The organism is Saccharomonospora sp. (genome assembly GCF_027317685.1).
Taxonomy (GTDB): Bacteria; Actinomycetota; Actinomycetes; order Mycobacteriales; family Pseudonocardiaceae; genus Saccharomonospora.
Window position 1 is genome coordinate 1 of the sequence record NZ_DAHVQP010000094.1, and the last position, 15,911, is coordinate 15,911.

Annotated in this window: 12 protein-coding genes; 6 read left to right on the forward strand and 6 right to left on the reverse strand. The window is 67.6% G+C overall.

Annotated elements, in window-relative coordinates:
• Positions 1-49: 49 nt before the first annotated feature.
• From M7H19_RS10915 to M7H19_RS10925, 3 genes are read right to left on the reverse strand one after another with little or no spacing between them, the layout of a single operon-like run.
• Positions 50-3,823: an ABC transporter ATP-binding protein gene (locus M7H19_RS10915; protein ID WP_298180444.1), complete on the reverse strand. Its 3,774-nt coding sequence runs from the start codon at positions 3,821-3,823 to the stop codon at positions 50-52.
• A gap of 19 nt (positions 3,824-3,842) precedes the next feature.
• Positions 3,843-4,733 (reverse strand): ABC transporter permease subunit, encoded by an 891-nt coding sequence (locus M7H19_RS10920; protein ID WP_298180562.1) that lies wholly within the window; start codon positions 4,731-4,733, stop codon positions 3,843-3,845.
• Positions 4,733-5,836 (reverse strand): ABC transporter ATP-binding protein, encoded by a 1,104-nt coding sequence (locus M7H19_RS10925; protein ID WP_298180447.1) that lies wholly within the window; start codon positions 5,834-5,836, stop codon positions 4,733-4,735. The genes M7H19_RS10920 and M7H19_RS10925 overlap by 1 nt, the downstream gene beginning before the upstream one ends.
• A 458-nt stretch (positions 5,837-6,294) precedes the next feature.
• Between M7H19_RS10925 and M7H19_RS18625 the strand changes: the two genes are divergently transcribed.
• Entirely contained in the window at positions 6,295-6,792 is a 498-nt protein-coding gene (locus M7H19_RS18625; protein WP_363321365.1) for a zinc-binding dehydrogenase, read from the forward strand.
• Positions 6,793-6,809: 17 nt separating this feature from the next.
• Positions 6,810-7,073, forward strand: a complete 264-nt coding sequence (locus M7H19_RS18630) for a zinc-binding dehydrogenase (RefSeq protein WP_363321366.1) — start codon at positions 6,810-6,812, stop codon at positions 7,071-7,073.
• A 71-nt stretch (positions 7,074-7,144) separates the two neighbouring features.
• Here the strand turns inward: M7H19_RS18630 and M7H19_RS10935 are convergent, their stop codons facing one another.
• Entirely contained in the window at positions 7,145-7,732 is a 588-nt protein-coding gene (locus M7H19_RS10935; RefSeq protein WP_298180449.1) for a TetR/AcrR family transcriptional regulator, read from the reverse strand.
• Between the two features lie 151 nt (positions 7,733-7,883).
• On the opposite strand from M7H19_RS10935, the gene M7H19_RS10940 reads away from it, so the two are divergent.
• The 4 genes from M7H19_RS10940 (at position 7,884) to M7H19_RS10955 (ending at position 13,847) form a co-directional block, all read left to right on the forward strand.
• Positions 7,884-8,681, forward strand: a complete 798-nt coding sequence (locus tag M7H19_RS10940) for an SGNH/GDSL hydrolase family protein (protein WP_298180451.1) — start codon at positions 7,884-7,886, stop codon at positions 8,679-8,681.
• Between the two features lie 401 nt (positions 8,682-9,082).
• On the forward strand, positions 9,083-10,696 hold the full coding sequence (locus M7H19_RS10945; protein WP_298180453.1) for a carboxyl transferase domain-containing protein: 1,614 nt from the start codon (positions 9,083-9,085) through the stop codon (positions 10,694-10,696).
• A 5-nt stretch (positions 10,697-10,701) separates the two neighbouring features.
• Positions 10,702-12,693: an acetyl/propionyl/methylcrotonyl-CoA carboxylase subunit alpha gene (locus M7H19_RS10950; protein ID WP_298180456.1), complete on the forward strand. Its 1,992-nt coding sequence runs from the start codon at positions 10,702-10,704 to the stop codon at positions 12,691-12,693.
• A complete protein-coding gene (locus M7H19_RS10955) occupies positions 12,690-13,847 on the forward strand; it encodes an acyl-CoA dehydrogenase family protein (RefSeq protein ID WP_298180458.1) in 1,158 nt (385 codons plus the stop codon). The genes M7H19_RS10950 and M7H19_RS10955 overlap by 4 nt, the downstream gene beginning before the upstream one ends.
• 154 nt (positions 13,848-14,001) lie before the next feature.
• Here M7H19_RS10955 and M7H19_RS10960 read toward each other — a convergent pair whose 3' ends face one another.
• A complete protein-coding gene (locus M7H19_RS10960) occupies positions 14,002-14,598 on the reverse strand; it encodes an FMN reductase (protein ID WP_298180460.1) in 597 nt (198 codons plus the stop codon).
• Between the two features lie 2 nt (positions 14,599-14,600).
• Complete coding sequence (locus tag M7H19_RS10965) at positions 14,601-15,698, reverse strand: LLM class flavin-dependent oxidoreductase (RefSeq protein WP_298180462.1); 1,098 nt, start codon at positions 15,696-15,698, stop codon at positions 14,601-14,603.
• Positions 15,699-15,911 lie beyond the last annotated feature (213 nt).

Here is a 15,911-nt window from a genome sequence, read left to right on the forward strand (position 1 = left end):
GTCCGCCGAGCGGAAGTGATCACGGGGGACTCGTTTCCGAGCGGGGCGGTCAGGTCGAGTGCCGCCACATCTTCGCGTACCGACCGTCGGCGGCCAGCAGTTCTTCGTGCCCGCCCTGTTCGACGATGCGGCCGTGGTCCAACACCACAATCACGTCGGCGCGCGCGGCGGTGGCCAGGCGGTGTGCGACCACGAACGTGGTGCGAGTCGAGGTCAACCGGTCGGTGGCGCGGAGTACGGCGGACTCGGTGGCCGGGTCGAGCGCCGCGGTCGCCTCGTCCAACAGCAGCACGTCGGGGTCCACCAGTTCCGCGCGCGCCAGCGACACGAGTTGACGCTGCCCGGCCGACAACGAGCGGCCCCGTTCACCGACCTGTTGGTGGAAGCCGTTGGGCAGGGCCGCGATGGCGTCGAGCGCTCCCACACGGCGCACGGCGGCCTCCACCTCGGCGTCGGTGGCGTCGGGACGTCCGTAGCGCACGTTGTCGGCCACCGTGCCGGTGAACAGATGCGATTCCTGCGGCACCACCCCGACCCGTCCGCGCAGGGCATCCAGGTCGTAGTCACGCACGTCCACACCGTCGATGCACACCCGTCCCCGGGTGACGTCGTAGAACCGCGCGATCAGCTTGACCACCGTGGACTTCCCCGCCCCCGTCGCGCCCACCAGCGCCACGGTCGTGCCCGGGGCCACGTGCAGGCTGACACCGTCCAGCGCGGGAGTCTCGGAGCCCGGGTAGTGGAAGTCGACGTCCACCAACTCCACCTCGCCGCGCAGCCGCGGCGGCACCGGCACCGGGTGTTCCGGCGCGGGCACCGAGGTCGGCGTGCGCAGCAGGTCGCCGATGCGACGCAGACCCACCTTGGCCTGCTGGTAGGCGTCGAAGACGCTGGACAACTGCTGGACCGGGGTGAAGAACAGCCCCAGGTACAACAAAAACGCCATGAGCACCCCGACGCTCAACGTGCCCTCGGCGACCCGGTGGGCGCCGACCACCAACACGATGGCCTCCGCGACCCCGGACAACAGGGTCACGAACGGGAAGTACGTCGCCACGTACCGCTGGGCGCGTAGCCGGGAACGTCGGTAGGCGTCGCTGCGGGAGGCGAACTGTTCGGCCGACCGCTGCTCGCGCGTGTACGCCTGGGCGACGCGCAGGCCGGAGACGTTCTCCTGCATGTCGGCGTTCACGGTGCTCACGCGTTCCCTGGCCTCGGTGTAGGCGGACGAGGCGCGGCGGCGGAACAGCACCGTGGCCACCACCAGCACCGGCAGCACCGCGAACGCGGACAACGCCAGTTCGACGTCGGTGACCAACAGCGCCACGCCGATCCCCGTGAGCGTGAGCACGCTGATGACCGCAGTGGCGAGTCCCGTCTGCAAAAACGACGACAGCGCATCCACGTCGGTGGTCATGCGCGTCATGATCCGGCCGGCGAGTTCGCGCTCGTAGTAGTCGAGGCCGAGCCGTTGCAGGTGGGAGTAGCTGCGCACGCGCAACGTGTAGAGCACAGACTCACCGGTGCGCGCCGTCAACCGGGTCTGCGCGAACACGGCGAGCCAGTTGATCGCGACCACCAGGACACCCGCGCCCGCCGCGAGCCACACCACGGACTCCACGCCCTGCCGGACGCCGCCGTCCACACCACGTTCGTAGAGAGCGGGTATCGCGATGGTGGCGAGCGCATCGACGGCCACGAGCGCCACCACGGTCGCCAGCAGTGCGCGCACCGGGCGTAACAGGCCGCGTAGCCGGAAGTTCGGGTCGGGGGCGGTGGGGTCCTCCCCGTCCAACTTCGGCTCTCCCGTCGCCGCGGGCAGTTTGCGCACGCGCTCCAACAGCTCCGGCGTGGGTGGCAGATCCAGCGCCGCGCGAGAGCCCGGTCCGCCCGTCGTGGTCCTGGCCGTTGTGGATACGGTGCGAACGGTTCCGTCGTCTTCGCTGTCTTCGCTGTCCTCGCTGTCCTCGCTGTCCTCGTCGGTCCGCGGCCACAGCCGCGGCGTGATGCCCGTGGCGTCGGGGGTGAGGTCGCCGCCGTGGCGGTGGAGTTCGTCGACGTCGTCGTCGGGGCCCGACACCAGGTCACGGAACAGGTCGCAACGTTGCTGCAGCTCCTCGAAGGTGCCGACGTCCACGACCCGACCTCCGTCGAGCACCGCGATGCGGTCGGCGAGTGCGAGCGTGGAGCGGCGGTGCGCGATGAGGATGGTGGTCCTGGACCGCGTGACACTGCGAAGCGTGTCGTGGATCGCGGCTTCGGTGACCGTGTCCACCGCCGAGGTCGCGTCGTCGAGCACCAGCACGCGGGGATCGGTGAGCAGGGCGCGGGCCAGACCGAGCCGCTGGCGCTGCCCGCCCGACAACGTGAGTCCGCGCTCGCCCACCTGAGTGTCGTAGCCGTCGGGCAGGGCGCTGATGAACCCGTGCGCCTCCGCCGCCTTCGCCGCGGCCACGACCTCGTCGTCGCTCGCGTCCGGCCTGCCGTAGGCGATGTTGTCCCGCACCGAGGTCGAGAACAGGAACGCTTCCTCGAACACCACCCCCACCGTGCGGCGCAGGTCGTTCAGGGAGAGGTCGCGCACGTCCACGTCCCCGACCCGGACGGACCCGGAATGCGGGTCGTAGAAGCGGGGCAGCAGCAACGAGATCGTCGACTTGCCTGATCCGGCCGTGCCCACCAGGGCCATGGTCTCGCCGGGCTGCACCTTCAACGACAGGCCGTCCAGTACGGGCTCGGTGCGCAGGTAGCCGAAGCGGACATCGTCGAACTCCACGCCGAGCGGACCGTCCGGCACCGGCACCGGCCGTTCGGGGTCGACCACCTCGGGCTGGGCGTCGACCAGCTCGTGGACCCGTTCCACGCCCGCACGCGTGAGTTGTGCCTGCACCACGAGGCTCGCGAGCATCCGCGCGGGACCCACCAGGGCCGAGACATAGGTGGCGAAGGCCAAGAACGTGCCGAGACTGATGTGACCGCGCAAAGCGAGGACACCACCGATCGCCAGCACGGCCACCTGTCCCGCCGCGGGCAGCGCCGACGTCGTGGCCACCGGCACCGCCGCCAGCCGGGCCGCCCGCAACCGCTCGGCGTAGAGCTTGCGGGCGGTGTCCGACAGCGTGGCGACCTCTCGGGCGGACTGCCCGAAACCCTTCACCACCCGCACACCCGTGACGGTCTCCTCGACCTGCTGGGCGACGTCGGCGGCGCGCTGCTGAGCCGACCACGTGGCCGGGAAAAGGCGTTTGCGGCTCACGGCGAGCACCACGCCGACAGCGGGCGCCACCACCAACGCGATGAGCGTGAGCAGCGGAGACATCCACAGCATCGCGCCGAGAGCGAGCAGGGCGAACACCACCGACCCCGCCGACAACGGCACCTGCATGAGGAATCCCGTCACCAACTGCAGGTCGGTGATGGCCCGGGAGACGATCTGGCCGGTCTTCAGCGAATCCTGCGTGCCACCGTCGAGACGCGACACGGAGGCGAACACGTCCCGACGCAGGTCGTGCTGGACATCGAGGGCGAGCTTGCCGCCGAGGTAACGACGGGCGAACGCGCTACCGAACGACAGCAGGCTCAAACCGACCAGTGCAGCCACCAACACCCCGAGTCGCCCGGTGTCCCCGGCCACGGCGTCGTCCACCACGGAACGCACGAGCAGGGGAGCGGCGGCCTGCAACCCCGTCCCCACGATGGCGGCCGACAGCGCCAGCACCACCAACACGGGATGCCGCCAGCAGGCCGCGGCCAGCCGCCTGATCCAACCGGGACTACGAGAGGGGTCGTGGGTGGTCGACGGTGTCGGTGTCTCGTTCTCCACTCACGACCCCTCTTCCGTGTCAGGTGATGTCGCGTTTCTGGTTGGCCGCCCACCCCGCTCCGAAGAACAGCATGGTCCATCCCAGGAAAATCAGCGCGGAGGCCCACCACGAGAACGCGCCCGGCGCACCGGCGAAGAACTGCATGCTCCACTGCAGGCCTTCGTTGATCTCGTTGTGATACACGTTCAGCGACGAGCCGATGGCGCCGAACGCCTCCGCACCGACAGCGCCGACGATGCCGTTGAGCGCGCCGTTGGGCAGCACGCCGCCCAGCCAGTCCAGACCGGCGGCGAAGCCCACGATCACCAGGATGTGTTCCACCAGCAGCATCCAGATGCACAGGAACACCGTGGGACCCGCCACGCTGTTCCACACCGCGCCGAGCCCGACCCCGAACAACGTGCCGAGCACGGCGGCCAGCAGGCCCGCGCCCGCGATGCCGAGCCACTGGCCGGCGGAGGGCAGGCCTCCACCGTCCACGGTCAGTACCGTGCCGATACTGGCCGCGGCCACCACGACGACGCCGTAGACCAGGCCCCACACGATGTAGGTGATCATCTTCGCCGAGAGTGCGGAGCCGCGGTTCGGCGCGGTGAGGAACGTGGTGCTGATCGTCTTTCGAGTGTATTCGCCCGCCAGCGCCGACACCCCGAACAACACGGCGAAGAACACACCTATGTTGACGGCGCGTCCCAGCGCCAACAGACCCACCGGCAGCGTGTCGATGTCCAGGCCGAGAGCCCTGGCGAGGTCTTCCGCGTCACTGCCGAGGAAGTCCCTGAAGTCGTTGACGGTGCTGCCCCAGCTCAGCGCGAACAGCAGCGCGATCCCGAACGCGGGGATGGCCAACCCCCACCACAGGTTGAGGCTGAGCGTCTTGCGGAACTCCGCCTTGATCAGGTTGCCCATCACTGCTGCTGACCTCCCCAGCCCTGGTTCGGCTGCGGTCCTTGACCGGGTTGCTGGTAGTTCTGCTGGTACGGCTGCTGCGGATACTGCTGGCCGGGGTGTTGCTGGTACGGCTGCGGTGGCTGTTGGTATTGAGACTGGTATTGAGACGGCGCACCACCCCACGCCCCCTGGGGCTGTCCGGGCAGGGGTGCTCCGCTGTACTGCGGTGTGGTGAGCTGGAAGAACAGCTGCTCCAGGTCGGCCTTCTGCTCCTCGATGCCGTACACGGCGACGCCCGCCTTCGCGGCGATGTCACCGATCTGCTGCACGGTGGAGTCGGTGACGGTCACGCGGCCGTCCGCGGTGGGCTCCACCTTGTCGACACCGGCTTCCCGTAACGCCGTCACGAGCGCGGACGCGTCGGCGGGTTGCACGAGGACCCGGGGCCGTTGGCTTTGGCGCAGATTCTCCAGGGGACCGTAGTAGCGAGTCGTTCCCGCACTGACGATCACGACCTGGTCGATGGTCTGCTCGACCTCGGACAGCAGATGGCTCGACACCAGCACGGTGCGTCCTTGAGCGGCGAACGAACGCAGGAAGTTCCGCAACCACGCGATGCCCTCGGGGTCGAGGCCGTTCGCGGGCTCGTCGAGCACCAGCACCTGCGGGTCGCCCAGCAGGGCGGTGGCGAGGGCCAGACGCTGCCGCATGCCCAGGGAGAAGTCGCCCGCCTTCCGATCCGCCGCGGGGGCGAGTCCCACCAGTCCCAGAAGCTCGTCGACCCGCTGGTCGGGGACGCCGATGGCCGCCGCGTACACGCGAAGGTGGTTCCGTGCCGTCCGCTTCGGGTGGAAACTGCCGTTGTCCAGCACCGAGCCGACGACACGTGCGGGGTTACCGAGCTCGTGGTGCCGCCTGCCGTTGATGGTCGCCGTGCCCGCCGTGGGCGTGACGAGCCCGAGCAGCATCCGCAGTGTCGTCGTCTTGCCGGCACCGTTCGGCCCGAGGAAGCCGGTCACACTGCCGGGCTCCACGGTGAAGCTGAGGTTCTGCACCGCAGTGACGGCGCCGAACTGTTTGGTGAGGTTCTGCACCGCGATGCGGCCGCTGCCGTCGTGCATGCTGCCCTCTATTCCTCATGAGCGTGCGTTTGGCATGTGAGCTGGGGTCATCCTGCCGTACCGGAGGCTCGGTCGATCACCCGGATGGGCCTGGTTGTGGCCGGGCTCGGTTACGCGGAGCGATCAATTTCGCAATACGCGCCAATGCGTACATCGAGGCCAGAGGGGCCGAAGGGGAGAAATCGACTCCGACTGGGCCATGTGGGTGAAGAAAGAACTTGTGTGACTCGCCGACCCCGAGCGGCGAAGTCGGAAGTTATTGCCTAAGCTGGGTATTGGCGGCCCGCTCCCGGTGACCCCCAGGCTGGTAGAGCGGGCCGCCCCTTCTTCTCCCCCAATGCTCGTTCCGGGCCGAGCGCCGGACAGGTACTGATCGACGTGGTATACGCGAACGTGACGTTCGTCGAGACCAGATCCGGCGCGGTGCATTCAGCCCGTCCGGGGGTGAACCGCCGTTGGTGCCCGGCAACGGAGTCGGCGGGGTGGTGACCCGGGTGGGCGCCGCGGTGGACACCGATCTTATGGGCACCCGGGTGGTCGCGAGTCTCACCGGCTCGGGTGGTTACGCGGAACAGGTGGTCATCGACGCCGAGGCGGCGCTGCCAGTGCCGGACGGCGTCGATCTCGACGAAGCGGTCGCGGTGCTCGCCGACGGCCGGACAGCCGCGCTACTCCTCGCCGAGGCGCAGGTGCGGCGGGGCGACCGTGTGCTAGTGGAAGCCGCCGGAGGCGGTGTCGGCAGCCTGCTGGTGCAGCTCGCGCGGAACGCGGGAGCCACGGTGGTCGCGGCGGCGGGCGGACGACACAAAAGAGAGCTCGCCGCCGACCTCGGAGCCGACGTGACGATCGACTACCGCGAGCCGGATTGGGCCGACGAGGTACGCCGCCGCGTCGGCGAGGTGGACGTGGTTTTCGACGCCGTCGGCGGTGACATCGGTGGGCCGCGTTCGAACTGATACGCCGAGGCGGGCGGATGCTCGTGTTCGGCGCCGCGAGTGGCGTGTGGACGGAGGTCTCCGACGAACTGGCCGCCGAACGCGACATCACCGTGGTGATCGGTGCGCACGCGGAGCCGCCCACGTTACGGGAATACGCGCGGCAGGCTCTGACCGAGGTCGCGGAGGGCAGGCTGCGGCCTGTGATCGGACAACGATTCCCGTTGGATCAGGCCAGCGAGGCGCACGCGGCCATCGAGGCTCGGCGGACCGTGGGAAAAACCTTGCTGGAAATACGGTGAGGCGACGAGCGACACGCGCGAAATCGTCCTGCCGACTCGGAAGAGCTGGCCGTTCTCCGCCGGGAAGAACGTCAAACGGCCGCGTGCAACGCCCCCAACGCGAGATCGGTGAGCAGGTCGGCGAGTTCGTCATCCGGCAGGTGACGGCTGTGCGGCGTGGAGTTCATCAAACCGAACACGGCATGCGCGGCCGAGCGCGCGCGGGTGTCGTCCAATTCCGGAATCGCTTCCCTCAAGGCCGCCACCCACACCTCGACATATCGACGTTGGAGCGCCCGAACCTCCTTACGATCGGGCTCGGACAGGTTGGCGAGGTTACGTTCCTGCACTGTGATCAACGCGGGCTGGGACAGCGCGAAATCGACATGGAACCGCACCAGCCCGGTGAGTACCTCCTCGGGTGAGCCGCCTTCGTCGACCCGTGCCCTACCGCCCTCGAGCAGGTACCGGCTGATCGATGTCAGCATTTCTCCCAACATGGCGTCCTTGCTGCGGAAGTGCCGGTACAGCGCCGGGCCGGAGATACCCACGGCAGCGCCGATCTCGTCGATGCCGACGCCGTGGAATCCGTGACGTGCGAACAACTCCGCGGCAGCGGCCAGTATCTGGTCGCGGCGGGTCGTCTTCTCGCCACGGACAAGCGGGGAACCCGAGGACACACCACCATTCTAGCGGGCGGGTTAGCGAAAGCTAACGACACTGCTGACTTCTGGTGTAGTCCACTTGGGCCAACTCTTCTCCGCACCCTTCTTTGTCACCCGTTCCCCTGGTAAGGATCTTTGCGGTCAATGGTTGACGAAAGGGTGCGGCATGAGGGTGCGGGCTCGACGATTATTTGCAGGGTTAGGGGTTTTCGTTCTCGCGTTGGTGGGAGGCGCCGTCACGGCGACCGCCGCACCCGCCGGCGAGAATTACGTCGCTCTCGGCGATTCCTATTCATCCGGCGTCGGCGCGGGATCATACGGCGACTCGGGTGATTGCAGGCGCAGCGCCAACGCCTATCCACAGTTGTGGGCGGATTCCCATTCGGTGGCGAGCTTCGAGTTCGTCGCCTGTTCCGGTGCCGTGACATCCGACGTCATCAACCAGGCTTCGGCCGTGGACGAGAACACCACGTTCATCACCGTGTCCGTGGGCGGCAACGACGCCGGCTTCGCCGACGTGATGGTCGACTGCACGGTCGGCTCGGACAGCGCGTGCGTGGACCGCGTGGAGGAGGCCAAGCAGTTCGCCACGAGCACGCTTCCCGGCAGGCTCGACAACGTGTACGAGACGTTGACCAGCCGTGCGCCCAACGCGGAGATCATCGTGCTGGGCTACCCCCGGTTCTACGAGATCGGTGGCTCGTGCAAGGTGGGGTTGAGTGACGCCAAGCGTTCGGCCATCAACTCGGGTGCCGACACGCTGGCCCAGGTCACGGCCGAGCGCGCGGCGGCGTGGGGATTGACGTTCGTCGACGTTCGCGATGCTTTCAGCGGACACGAGATCTGCGCTGACGGTGACTGGTGGCTGCACAGCCTGACCTGGCCCGTCGTGGAGTCGTACCACCCGACCGTCGACGGTCAGCGGCTCGGCTACCTCTCCGCCCTGGAGAGCGTCACCGGCTGAAGCCCTCTCCCGACAACCCACCACGCTGCGGCCGCCGACCCGACAGGGCCAGCGGCCGCAGTCGTGTCCGCAGGCTGTGTCGTCGTGTCCGCAGGTCCTGTCGTCGTGTCCGCAAGTCCTGTCGTCGTGTCCGCAAGTCCTGTATGGGTGAACGGCGGAGGTGGGGTAGGGCGGTGCCGCTTTCGCGTGAGTTCCTGGCGTAGCCGCACGAATTGCGAATACGACTACGCGAATTGCGGACACAGCTACCGGGCACAACTACGCAGTCTGCGGACACGGCTACGCAGTCTGCGAACGCAGCTACGCAACCTGCGGACACGAGGTTCTGGGTTTTCTGGACACATGGGTTAGTGGGTACTAACATCACATTTGGAGTTAACGGATGCTAACTTGGTGGTGTGATGGACACTCCCGCTCTCGCCAGTGCTGTCGATACCCGCAGTGAGTCGTACGCCCGCAATGTCGAGCACCACACCGAGTTGGTGGCCGATCTCCGTGAGCGGTTGGCCACCGTGCGGCAGGGCGGCCCGGAGAAGGCGCGCATCAAGCACGTCGAGCGGGGCAAACTGCTGCCACGTGACCGTGTCGACGCGCTGCTCGACCCCGGTTCCCCGTTCCTGGAGCTGTCTCCGCTGGCCGCGAACGGCCTCTACGACGACGAGGCACCCAGCGCCGGGATCATCACAGGTGTCGGCCGTGTCTCGGGCCGAGAGTGCGTCATCGTCGCCAACGACGCCACCGTCAAGGGCGGCACGTACTACCCGATGACGGTGAAGAAGCACCTGCGCGCGCAGGAAGTGGCCCTGCACAACAATCTGCCGTGCCTGTACCTCGTCGACTCGGGTGGCGCGTTCCTGCCGCACCAGGACGAGGTGTTCCCCGATCGGGAGCATTTCGGCCGCATCTTCTACAACCAGGCCACGATGTCGGCGCGGGGCATTCCGCAGATCGCCGCGGTCCTCGGTTCCTGCACGGCCGGGGGCGCGTACGTGCCCGCGATGAGCGACGAGGCCGTGATCGTCCGGAATCAGGGCACGATCTTCCTCGGCGGTCCTCCGCTGGTGAAGGCCGCCACGGGTGAGGTCGTGACGGCCGAGGAGCTCGGTGGCGGTGACGTGCACGCACGGCAGTCCGGGGTGACCGACCACCTCGCCGCGGACGACGCCGACGCGCTGCGCACCGTGCGGTCCATCGTCTCCACTCTCGGTCCGCGTGCTCCTCGCCCGTGGGAGGTGGCTCCCACCGAGGAACCCGCTGTCGATCCCGGCGAGTTGTACGGGGTGGTCCCCGCCGATCCCCGCACGCCCTACGACGTGCGCGAGGTGATCGCCCGCATCGTCGACGGCAGCCGGTTCACGGAGTTCAAGAAGGAGTACGGTGCCACGCTCGTCACCGGTTTCGCGCGTATCCACGGCCATCCGGTGGGCATCATCGCCAACAACGGAGTGTTGTTCTCGGAATCGGCGATGAAGGGCGCGCACTTCATCGAGTTGTGCGACCGGCGATCGGTGCCGCTGGTGTTCCTGCAGAACATCACGGGTTTCATGGTGGGCCGCGACTACGAGGCGGGCGGTATCGCCAAGCACGGCGCGAAGATGGTCACCGCCGTGGCGTGTGCCCGGGTGCCGAAGTTCACCGTGATCATCGGTGGGTCGTTCGGCGCGGGGAACTACTCGATGTGCGGTCGTGCGTACTCGCCTCGGTTCCTGTGGATGTGGCCCAATGCGCGGATCTCGGTGATGGGCGGTGAGCAGGCCGCGTCGGTGCTGGCGACGGTGCGCAGGGACGGCCTGGAGGCGCGGGGCCAGGAGTGGTCGGCTGAAGAGGAGGAAGCGTTCAAGGAGCCCATCCGCGCGCAGTACGAGCGGCAAGGCAATCCATATTACTCGACGGCGCGGTTGTGGGACGACGGTGTGATCGATCCGTTGGATACCCGCATGGTGTTGGGGCTGGCGTTGTCCGCCGCCGCGAACGCGCCACTGGAACCGGTGAACTACGGCGTCTTCAGGATGTGATGGGCATGTTCGACACCGTGTTGGTCGCCAACCGTGGTGAGATCGCCGTGCGGGTCATCGCGACGTTGCGGCGCCTGGGTATCCGGTCGGTGGCCGTCTACAGCGATGCCGACGCCGACGCGCGGCATGTGGCGGAGGCCGATATCGCGCGTCGGGTGGGGCCCGCGGACGCGGCATGGAGTTACCTGTCCATTCCGGACATCATTGCCGCGGCGGTGGAGACCGGTGCGCAGGCTGTGCATCCGGGGTACGGCTTTCTGGCTGAGAACGCCGTGTTCGCCAAGGCGTGTGCGGAGACGGGCCTGGTGTTCATCGGCCCACCGGCGGCCGCCATCGAGGCGATGGGCGACAAGATCCGTGCGAAGGAGACGGTCTCGGCCGCCGGGGTGCCTGTGGTCCCGGGTGTCAACGATGTATCCGATGTGGACTCGATTGTGGCCGCCGCCGAGGGGATCGGGTATCCCGTGTTGCTGAAGCCGTCCGCGGGGGGCGGTGGCAAGGGGATGCGGCTGGTGCACACACCCGCTGAACTACCCGCTGCCGTGGAATCGGCGCAGCGGGAGGCGCGTGGTGCGTTCGGCGACGACCGGTTGTTGGTCGAACGGTTCGTCGTCGATCCGAGACACATCGAGATCCAGGTGCTCGCCGACACCCATGGCACCGTCGTGCATCTGGGTGAGCGGGAGTGCAGTCTGCAACGTCGGCACCAGAAGATCGTGGAAGAGGCCCCTTCGGTGGTGCTCGACGCCGATACCCGTGCCCGCATGGGGAAGGCGGCGGTGGAGGCGGCCCGTTCGGTGGGGTATGTCGGTGCGGGCACGGTAGAGTTCATCGTGTCGTCGTCCGCGCCCGACGAGTTCTTCTTCCTGGAGATGAACACCCGACTTCAGGTGGAACATCCGGTGACCGAGTTGGTGACCGGACTCGACCTGGTGGAGTGGCAGTTGCGGGTCGCGGCGGGGGAGCGGTTGACGCTGTCGCAAGACGACGTGCGGCTCGACGGACACGCCGTGGAGGCCCGGGTCTACGCCGAGGACCCGGAACGCGATTTCATGCCGACCGGTGGCACGGTGCTGAGTCTGCACGAGCCCTCCGGTGCGCATGTGCGGGTGGATTCGGGGTTGCGTCCCGGCACTGTGGTGGCGTCGCACTACGATCCGATGTTGGCGAAGGTGATCGTGTGGGGGCCGGACCGTGTCTCCGCGTTGCGTGGGCTCGACCGGGCGCTGGCCGACACGGCCGTCCTCGGGGTGCCGACGAACGTGCCGTTTTTGCGTGCTCTCGTGCGGCATCCCGATGTCGTGGCGGGGCGGCTCGACACCGGTTTGGTGGAGCGGGAGTTACTCACGCTGACCGACGGCGCCGAGTTCGAGGAGTTCTTCGTGGTCGCCGCGCTCGACCGGATGTCGGGACTGTGGCCCACTGGTGAGGTGGTGGATCCGTGGGAGGTACCCAACGGTTGGCGGCTGGGCGGCAGCGCCGGAGTGACGATGCGGCTGCGTGCGGGTGAGGCCGAAGCGCTCGTCCGGGTCGAGGGCGAGCCCGGATACGCACGGATCACTGTGGACGGTGGTGAGCCGATGGCCGTTTCCGCGGCTCGAAACGGTGCCGACCCCGCCGAAGTCTCGGTGCGGGTCGACGGTGAGTTCCGCCGATACCGTCGGGCGCAGGCACCCGACGGTGCCGTGTGGTACGCGCGGGAAGGCCGAGCTGTGGCGGTCAGTGAACGGCCGAACCTGCTCGCCTCGCACGCCGAGTCGGTGGATGCGGGACCCGTCACGAGTCCGATGCCGGGCACGGTGCTCGTGGTCGAGGTCGAGCCCGGCGACACGGTGAAGGCGGGAGAGCCGTTGCTGGTCGTCGAGGCGATGAAGATGGAACACACGATCACGGCGCCCGTCGACGGCGTCGTGAGTCGGTTGGATGTCCGCGTCGGCCAACAGGTCGCGCTGGATGAACCCCTGGCCCTGGTGACTCCGGAAGAAGGCACATCATGATCGATTTCAGGTTGGACGAGGAGTACGAGGACCTGCGCACCACCGTGCGCGACTTCGCGCGATCCGAGGTGGCTCCCGTGATCGGGGAGTTCTACGAGCGCGAGGAGTTCCCGTACGAGATCGTCGCTCGCATGGGCGAGATGGGATTGTTCGGCCTGCCGTTCCCGGAGGACTACGGCGGCATGGGCGGTGACTATTTCGCGCTGTGCCTGGCGTTGGAGGAGTTGGCGCGGGTCGACTCGTCGGTCGCGATCACCTTGGAGGCCGGGGTTTCGCTCGGGGCGATGCCGCTCTACCGGTTCGGCACCGAGGAACAGAAACGTGAGTGGCTGCCCGCTCTGTGCGAGGGACGGGCGCTGGGCGCGTTCGGGTTGACCGAACCCGGCGGTGGTTCGGACGCCTCGGCCACGCGGACCACCGCGACGTTGGAGAACGGGGAGTGGGTGATCAACGGCAGCAAGTCGTTCATCACCAACTCGGGCACCGACATCACCCGGTTGGTCACGGTGACGGCCGTGACGGGGCGCAAACCCGACGGGGGCAAGGAGATCTCCGCCATCATCGTGCCGTCGGGCACCCCGGGTTTCACGGTGCAACCGAAGTATTCGAAAGTCGGTTGGAACGCCTCCGACACGCACGGGTTGACCTTCGACGACTGCCGAGTCCCCGAGGAGAATCTGCTCGGACAGCGCGGCCGGGGCTACGCGCAGTTCTTGTCCATTCTGGACGAAGGTCGGGTCGCCATCGCCGCGTTGTCGGTGGGGTTGGCGCAGGGCTGCGTGGACGAGTGTCTGCGCTACGTCAAGGAGCGGGAGGCGTTCGGGCGCAAGATCGGCGAGTACCAGGCCATCCAATTCAAGATCGCCGACATGGAGCTTCGCGCGCACACGGCGCGCCTGGCTTACTACCAGGCGGCGTCCAAGATGCTGCGCGGTGAGCGGTTCAAGAAGGAGGCCGCCATCGCGAAACTGGCGGCCTCCAACGCCGCGATGGACAACGCCCGCGACGCCACACAGATCTTCGGCGGTTACGGGTTCATGAACGAGTACCCGGTGGGCCGTTTCTACCGCGACGCCAAGATCCTCGAAGTCGGTGAGGGCACGAGCGAGGTGCAGCGCATGCTGATCGCGCGCGAATTGGGTGTGGCCGGCTGAAGCGGGCGCGGTCACGCCGCGCCAGGTCGTCGCGCAGGTCGACGGTTGGTTCGGCCAGGTGTGCGAAGACCGGCTGCCGTCGAAGTGACCGCGGTCGAGCGAGGAAAGGACGGGCTGTGCGACGGAAACCGTCACACAGCCGTCCTCTTCTCGGCTACTGACCCTGCCGCCGCAGCAGCTCGTCGAAGGGCACGAACTCCTCCTCGGGTTCGGTGGAGGCGGGTCGGCCGCTCAGGGCGTCGGCGAGCTCTCCCGCGGCCCGGTCGATGCGCTGGGACAGTTCCTTGGCGCCTTCACCGCCCCAGTCCTGCGACGATGCGTACACACCGGTGGGCATGACGACCGCACGTAGGTAGGCGAACAGGGGCCGCACGGCGTGTTCCAACGCCAGCGAGTGCCTCGGGGTGCCACCCGTGGCGGCGATGAGCACGGGTTTGCCGCGCAGCGCGGTGTTGTCCATGACGTCGAAGAACGACTTGAACAGCCCGCTGTAGGACGCCGTGAAGATCGGGGTGACGGCGATCAGGCCGTCGGACTTGGTCACCGCGTCGAGCTCCGTCGCCAATGCGGGAGGAGCGAACCCGGTGATGAAGTTGTCGGCGACGTCCCGCGCGTGGTCCCGCAGTTCCACGACGTGCGGTTCCACCGTGACACGGCGGGAAACGGCTTCGGTCAGCCGGTCCGCGAGCAGTCGGGTGGAGGACGGATTGGTGAGTCCGGCCGTCACGACGGCCAACTTGTGTGCGCTCATGCTCACCTCGCGCTCGTGTTCTCGTCGGCGGAATCCTGCTTCGCCCGCAGGGATTCGTGGGTGGGCGCGTCGGACACACCCGGCGCTCGCAGCGCGGCGAACTCCTTACGCAGCACCGGCACGATCTCGCCGAGCATGTCGATCTGTTCCAGCACCGTTTTCAGCGGCAATCCGGCGTGGTCCATGAGGAACAGTTGTCGCTGGTAGTCACCGGCGTACTCTCGGAAACTCAACGTGCGGTCGATGACTTGCTGCGGGCTGCCCACGGTCAGTGGTGTCTGTTCGCTGAAGTCCTCCAGCGACGGTCCTCCACCGTAGACCGGGGCGTGGTCGAAGTACGGGCGGAACTCACGGACGGCGTCCTGCGAGTTCTTCCGCATGAACACTTGCCCACCGAGGCCGACGATCGCCTGGTGAGGTTCACCGTGGCCGTAGTGGGCGAACCGTTCGCGATACAGGGCGACCATCCGCTTCGTGTGCTCGGGCGGCCAGAAGATGTTGTTGTGGAAGAATCCGTCGCCGTAGTAGGCGGCCTGTTCGGCGATCTGAGGACTGCGGATGGATCCGTGCCACACGAACGGCGGCACGCCGTTGAGCGGGCGTGGGGTCGAGGTGAATCCCTGCAGCGGAGTGCGGAAACGTCCCTGCCAGTCGACGACGTCCTCACGCCACAGTTTGTGCAGCAGCGCGTAGTTCTCGACGGCCAGGGGGATGCCCTGGCGGATGTCCTGGCCGAACCACGGGTAGACGGGCGGGGTGTTGCCCCTGCCCAGCATGAGATCGACTCGCCCGTCGGCGAGGTGCTGCAACATCGCGAAGTCCTCGGCGATCTTCACCGGGTCGTTGGTGGTGATCAGGGTCGTCGAGGTCGACAGGATCAGCCGTTCGGTGCGGGCGGCGATGTAACCGAGCATGGTCGTCGGTGATGACGGCACGAACGGCGGGTTGTGGTGCTCGCCCGTGGCGAAGACGTCGAGGCCGACCTCCTCGGCCTTCAACGCGATTCGCACCATGGCCTTGATGCGTTCGTGTTCGGTGGGAGTCCGGCCCGTGGTGGGGTCGGTCGTGACGTCACCGACGGTGAAGATCCCGAATTGCATGTTGTCACCACGTTCGCAGGAGTAGTTGTGAGTTCAACTAAAACTGTAACGCGGAGCTGACAGCGCTATTCCCGTGAGCGAGCTCCCACAGGGAAGTCGCTGGTCACAGCCCCACTCCACCCGGGTGGCCGGTGATGTGGTCGGACCACCACCGACGTGGAAGGTCTCGCCATCCCGGCACAGGACCGTCGTGTGCGTTGCCACCCACATCGG

Coding starts and splice junctions, on each gene's coding strand:
- M7H19_RS10920 (WP_298180562.1), bottom strand. CDS start 4,733: ATGGGCAACCTGATCAAGGCGGAGTTCCGCAAGACGCTCAGCCTCAAC.
- M7H19_RS10925 (WP_298180447.1), bottom strand. CDS start 5,836: ATGCACGACGGCAGCGGCCGCATCGCGGTGCAGAACCTCACCAAACAG.
- M7H19_RS18630 (WP_363321366.1), top strand. CDS start 6,810: ATGCTCGTGTTCGGCGCCGCGAGTGGCGTGTGGACGGAGGTCTCCGAC.
- M7H19_RS10940 (WP_298180451.1), top strand. CDS start 7,884: ATGAGGGTGCGGGCTCGACGATTATTTGCAGGGTTAGGGGTTTTCGTT.
- M7H19_RS10945 (WP_298180453.1), top strand. CDS start 9,083: ATGGACACTCCCGCTCTCGCCAGTGCTGTCGATACCCGCAGTGAGTCG.
- M7H19_RS10950 (WP_298180456.1), top strand. CDS start 10,702: ATGTTCGACACCGTGTTGGTCGCCAACCGTGGTGAGATCGCCGTGCGG.
- M7H19_RS10955 (WP_298180458.1), top strand. CDS start 12,690: ATGATCGATTTCAGGTTGGACGAGGAGTACGAGGACCTGCGCACCACC.
- M7H19_RS10960 (WP_298180460.1), bottom strand. CDS start 14,598: ATGAGCGCACACAAGTTGGCCGTCGTGACGGCCGGACTCACCAATCCG.
- M7H19_RS10965 (WP_298180462.1), bottom strand. CDS start 15,698: ATGCAATTCGGGATCTTCACCGTCGGTGACGTCACGACCGACCCCACC.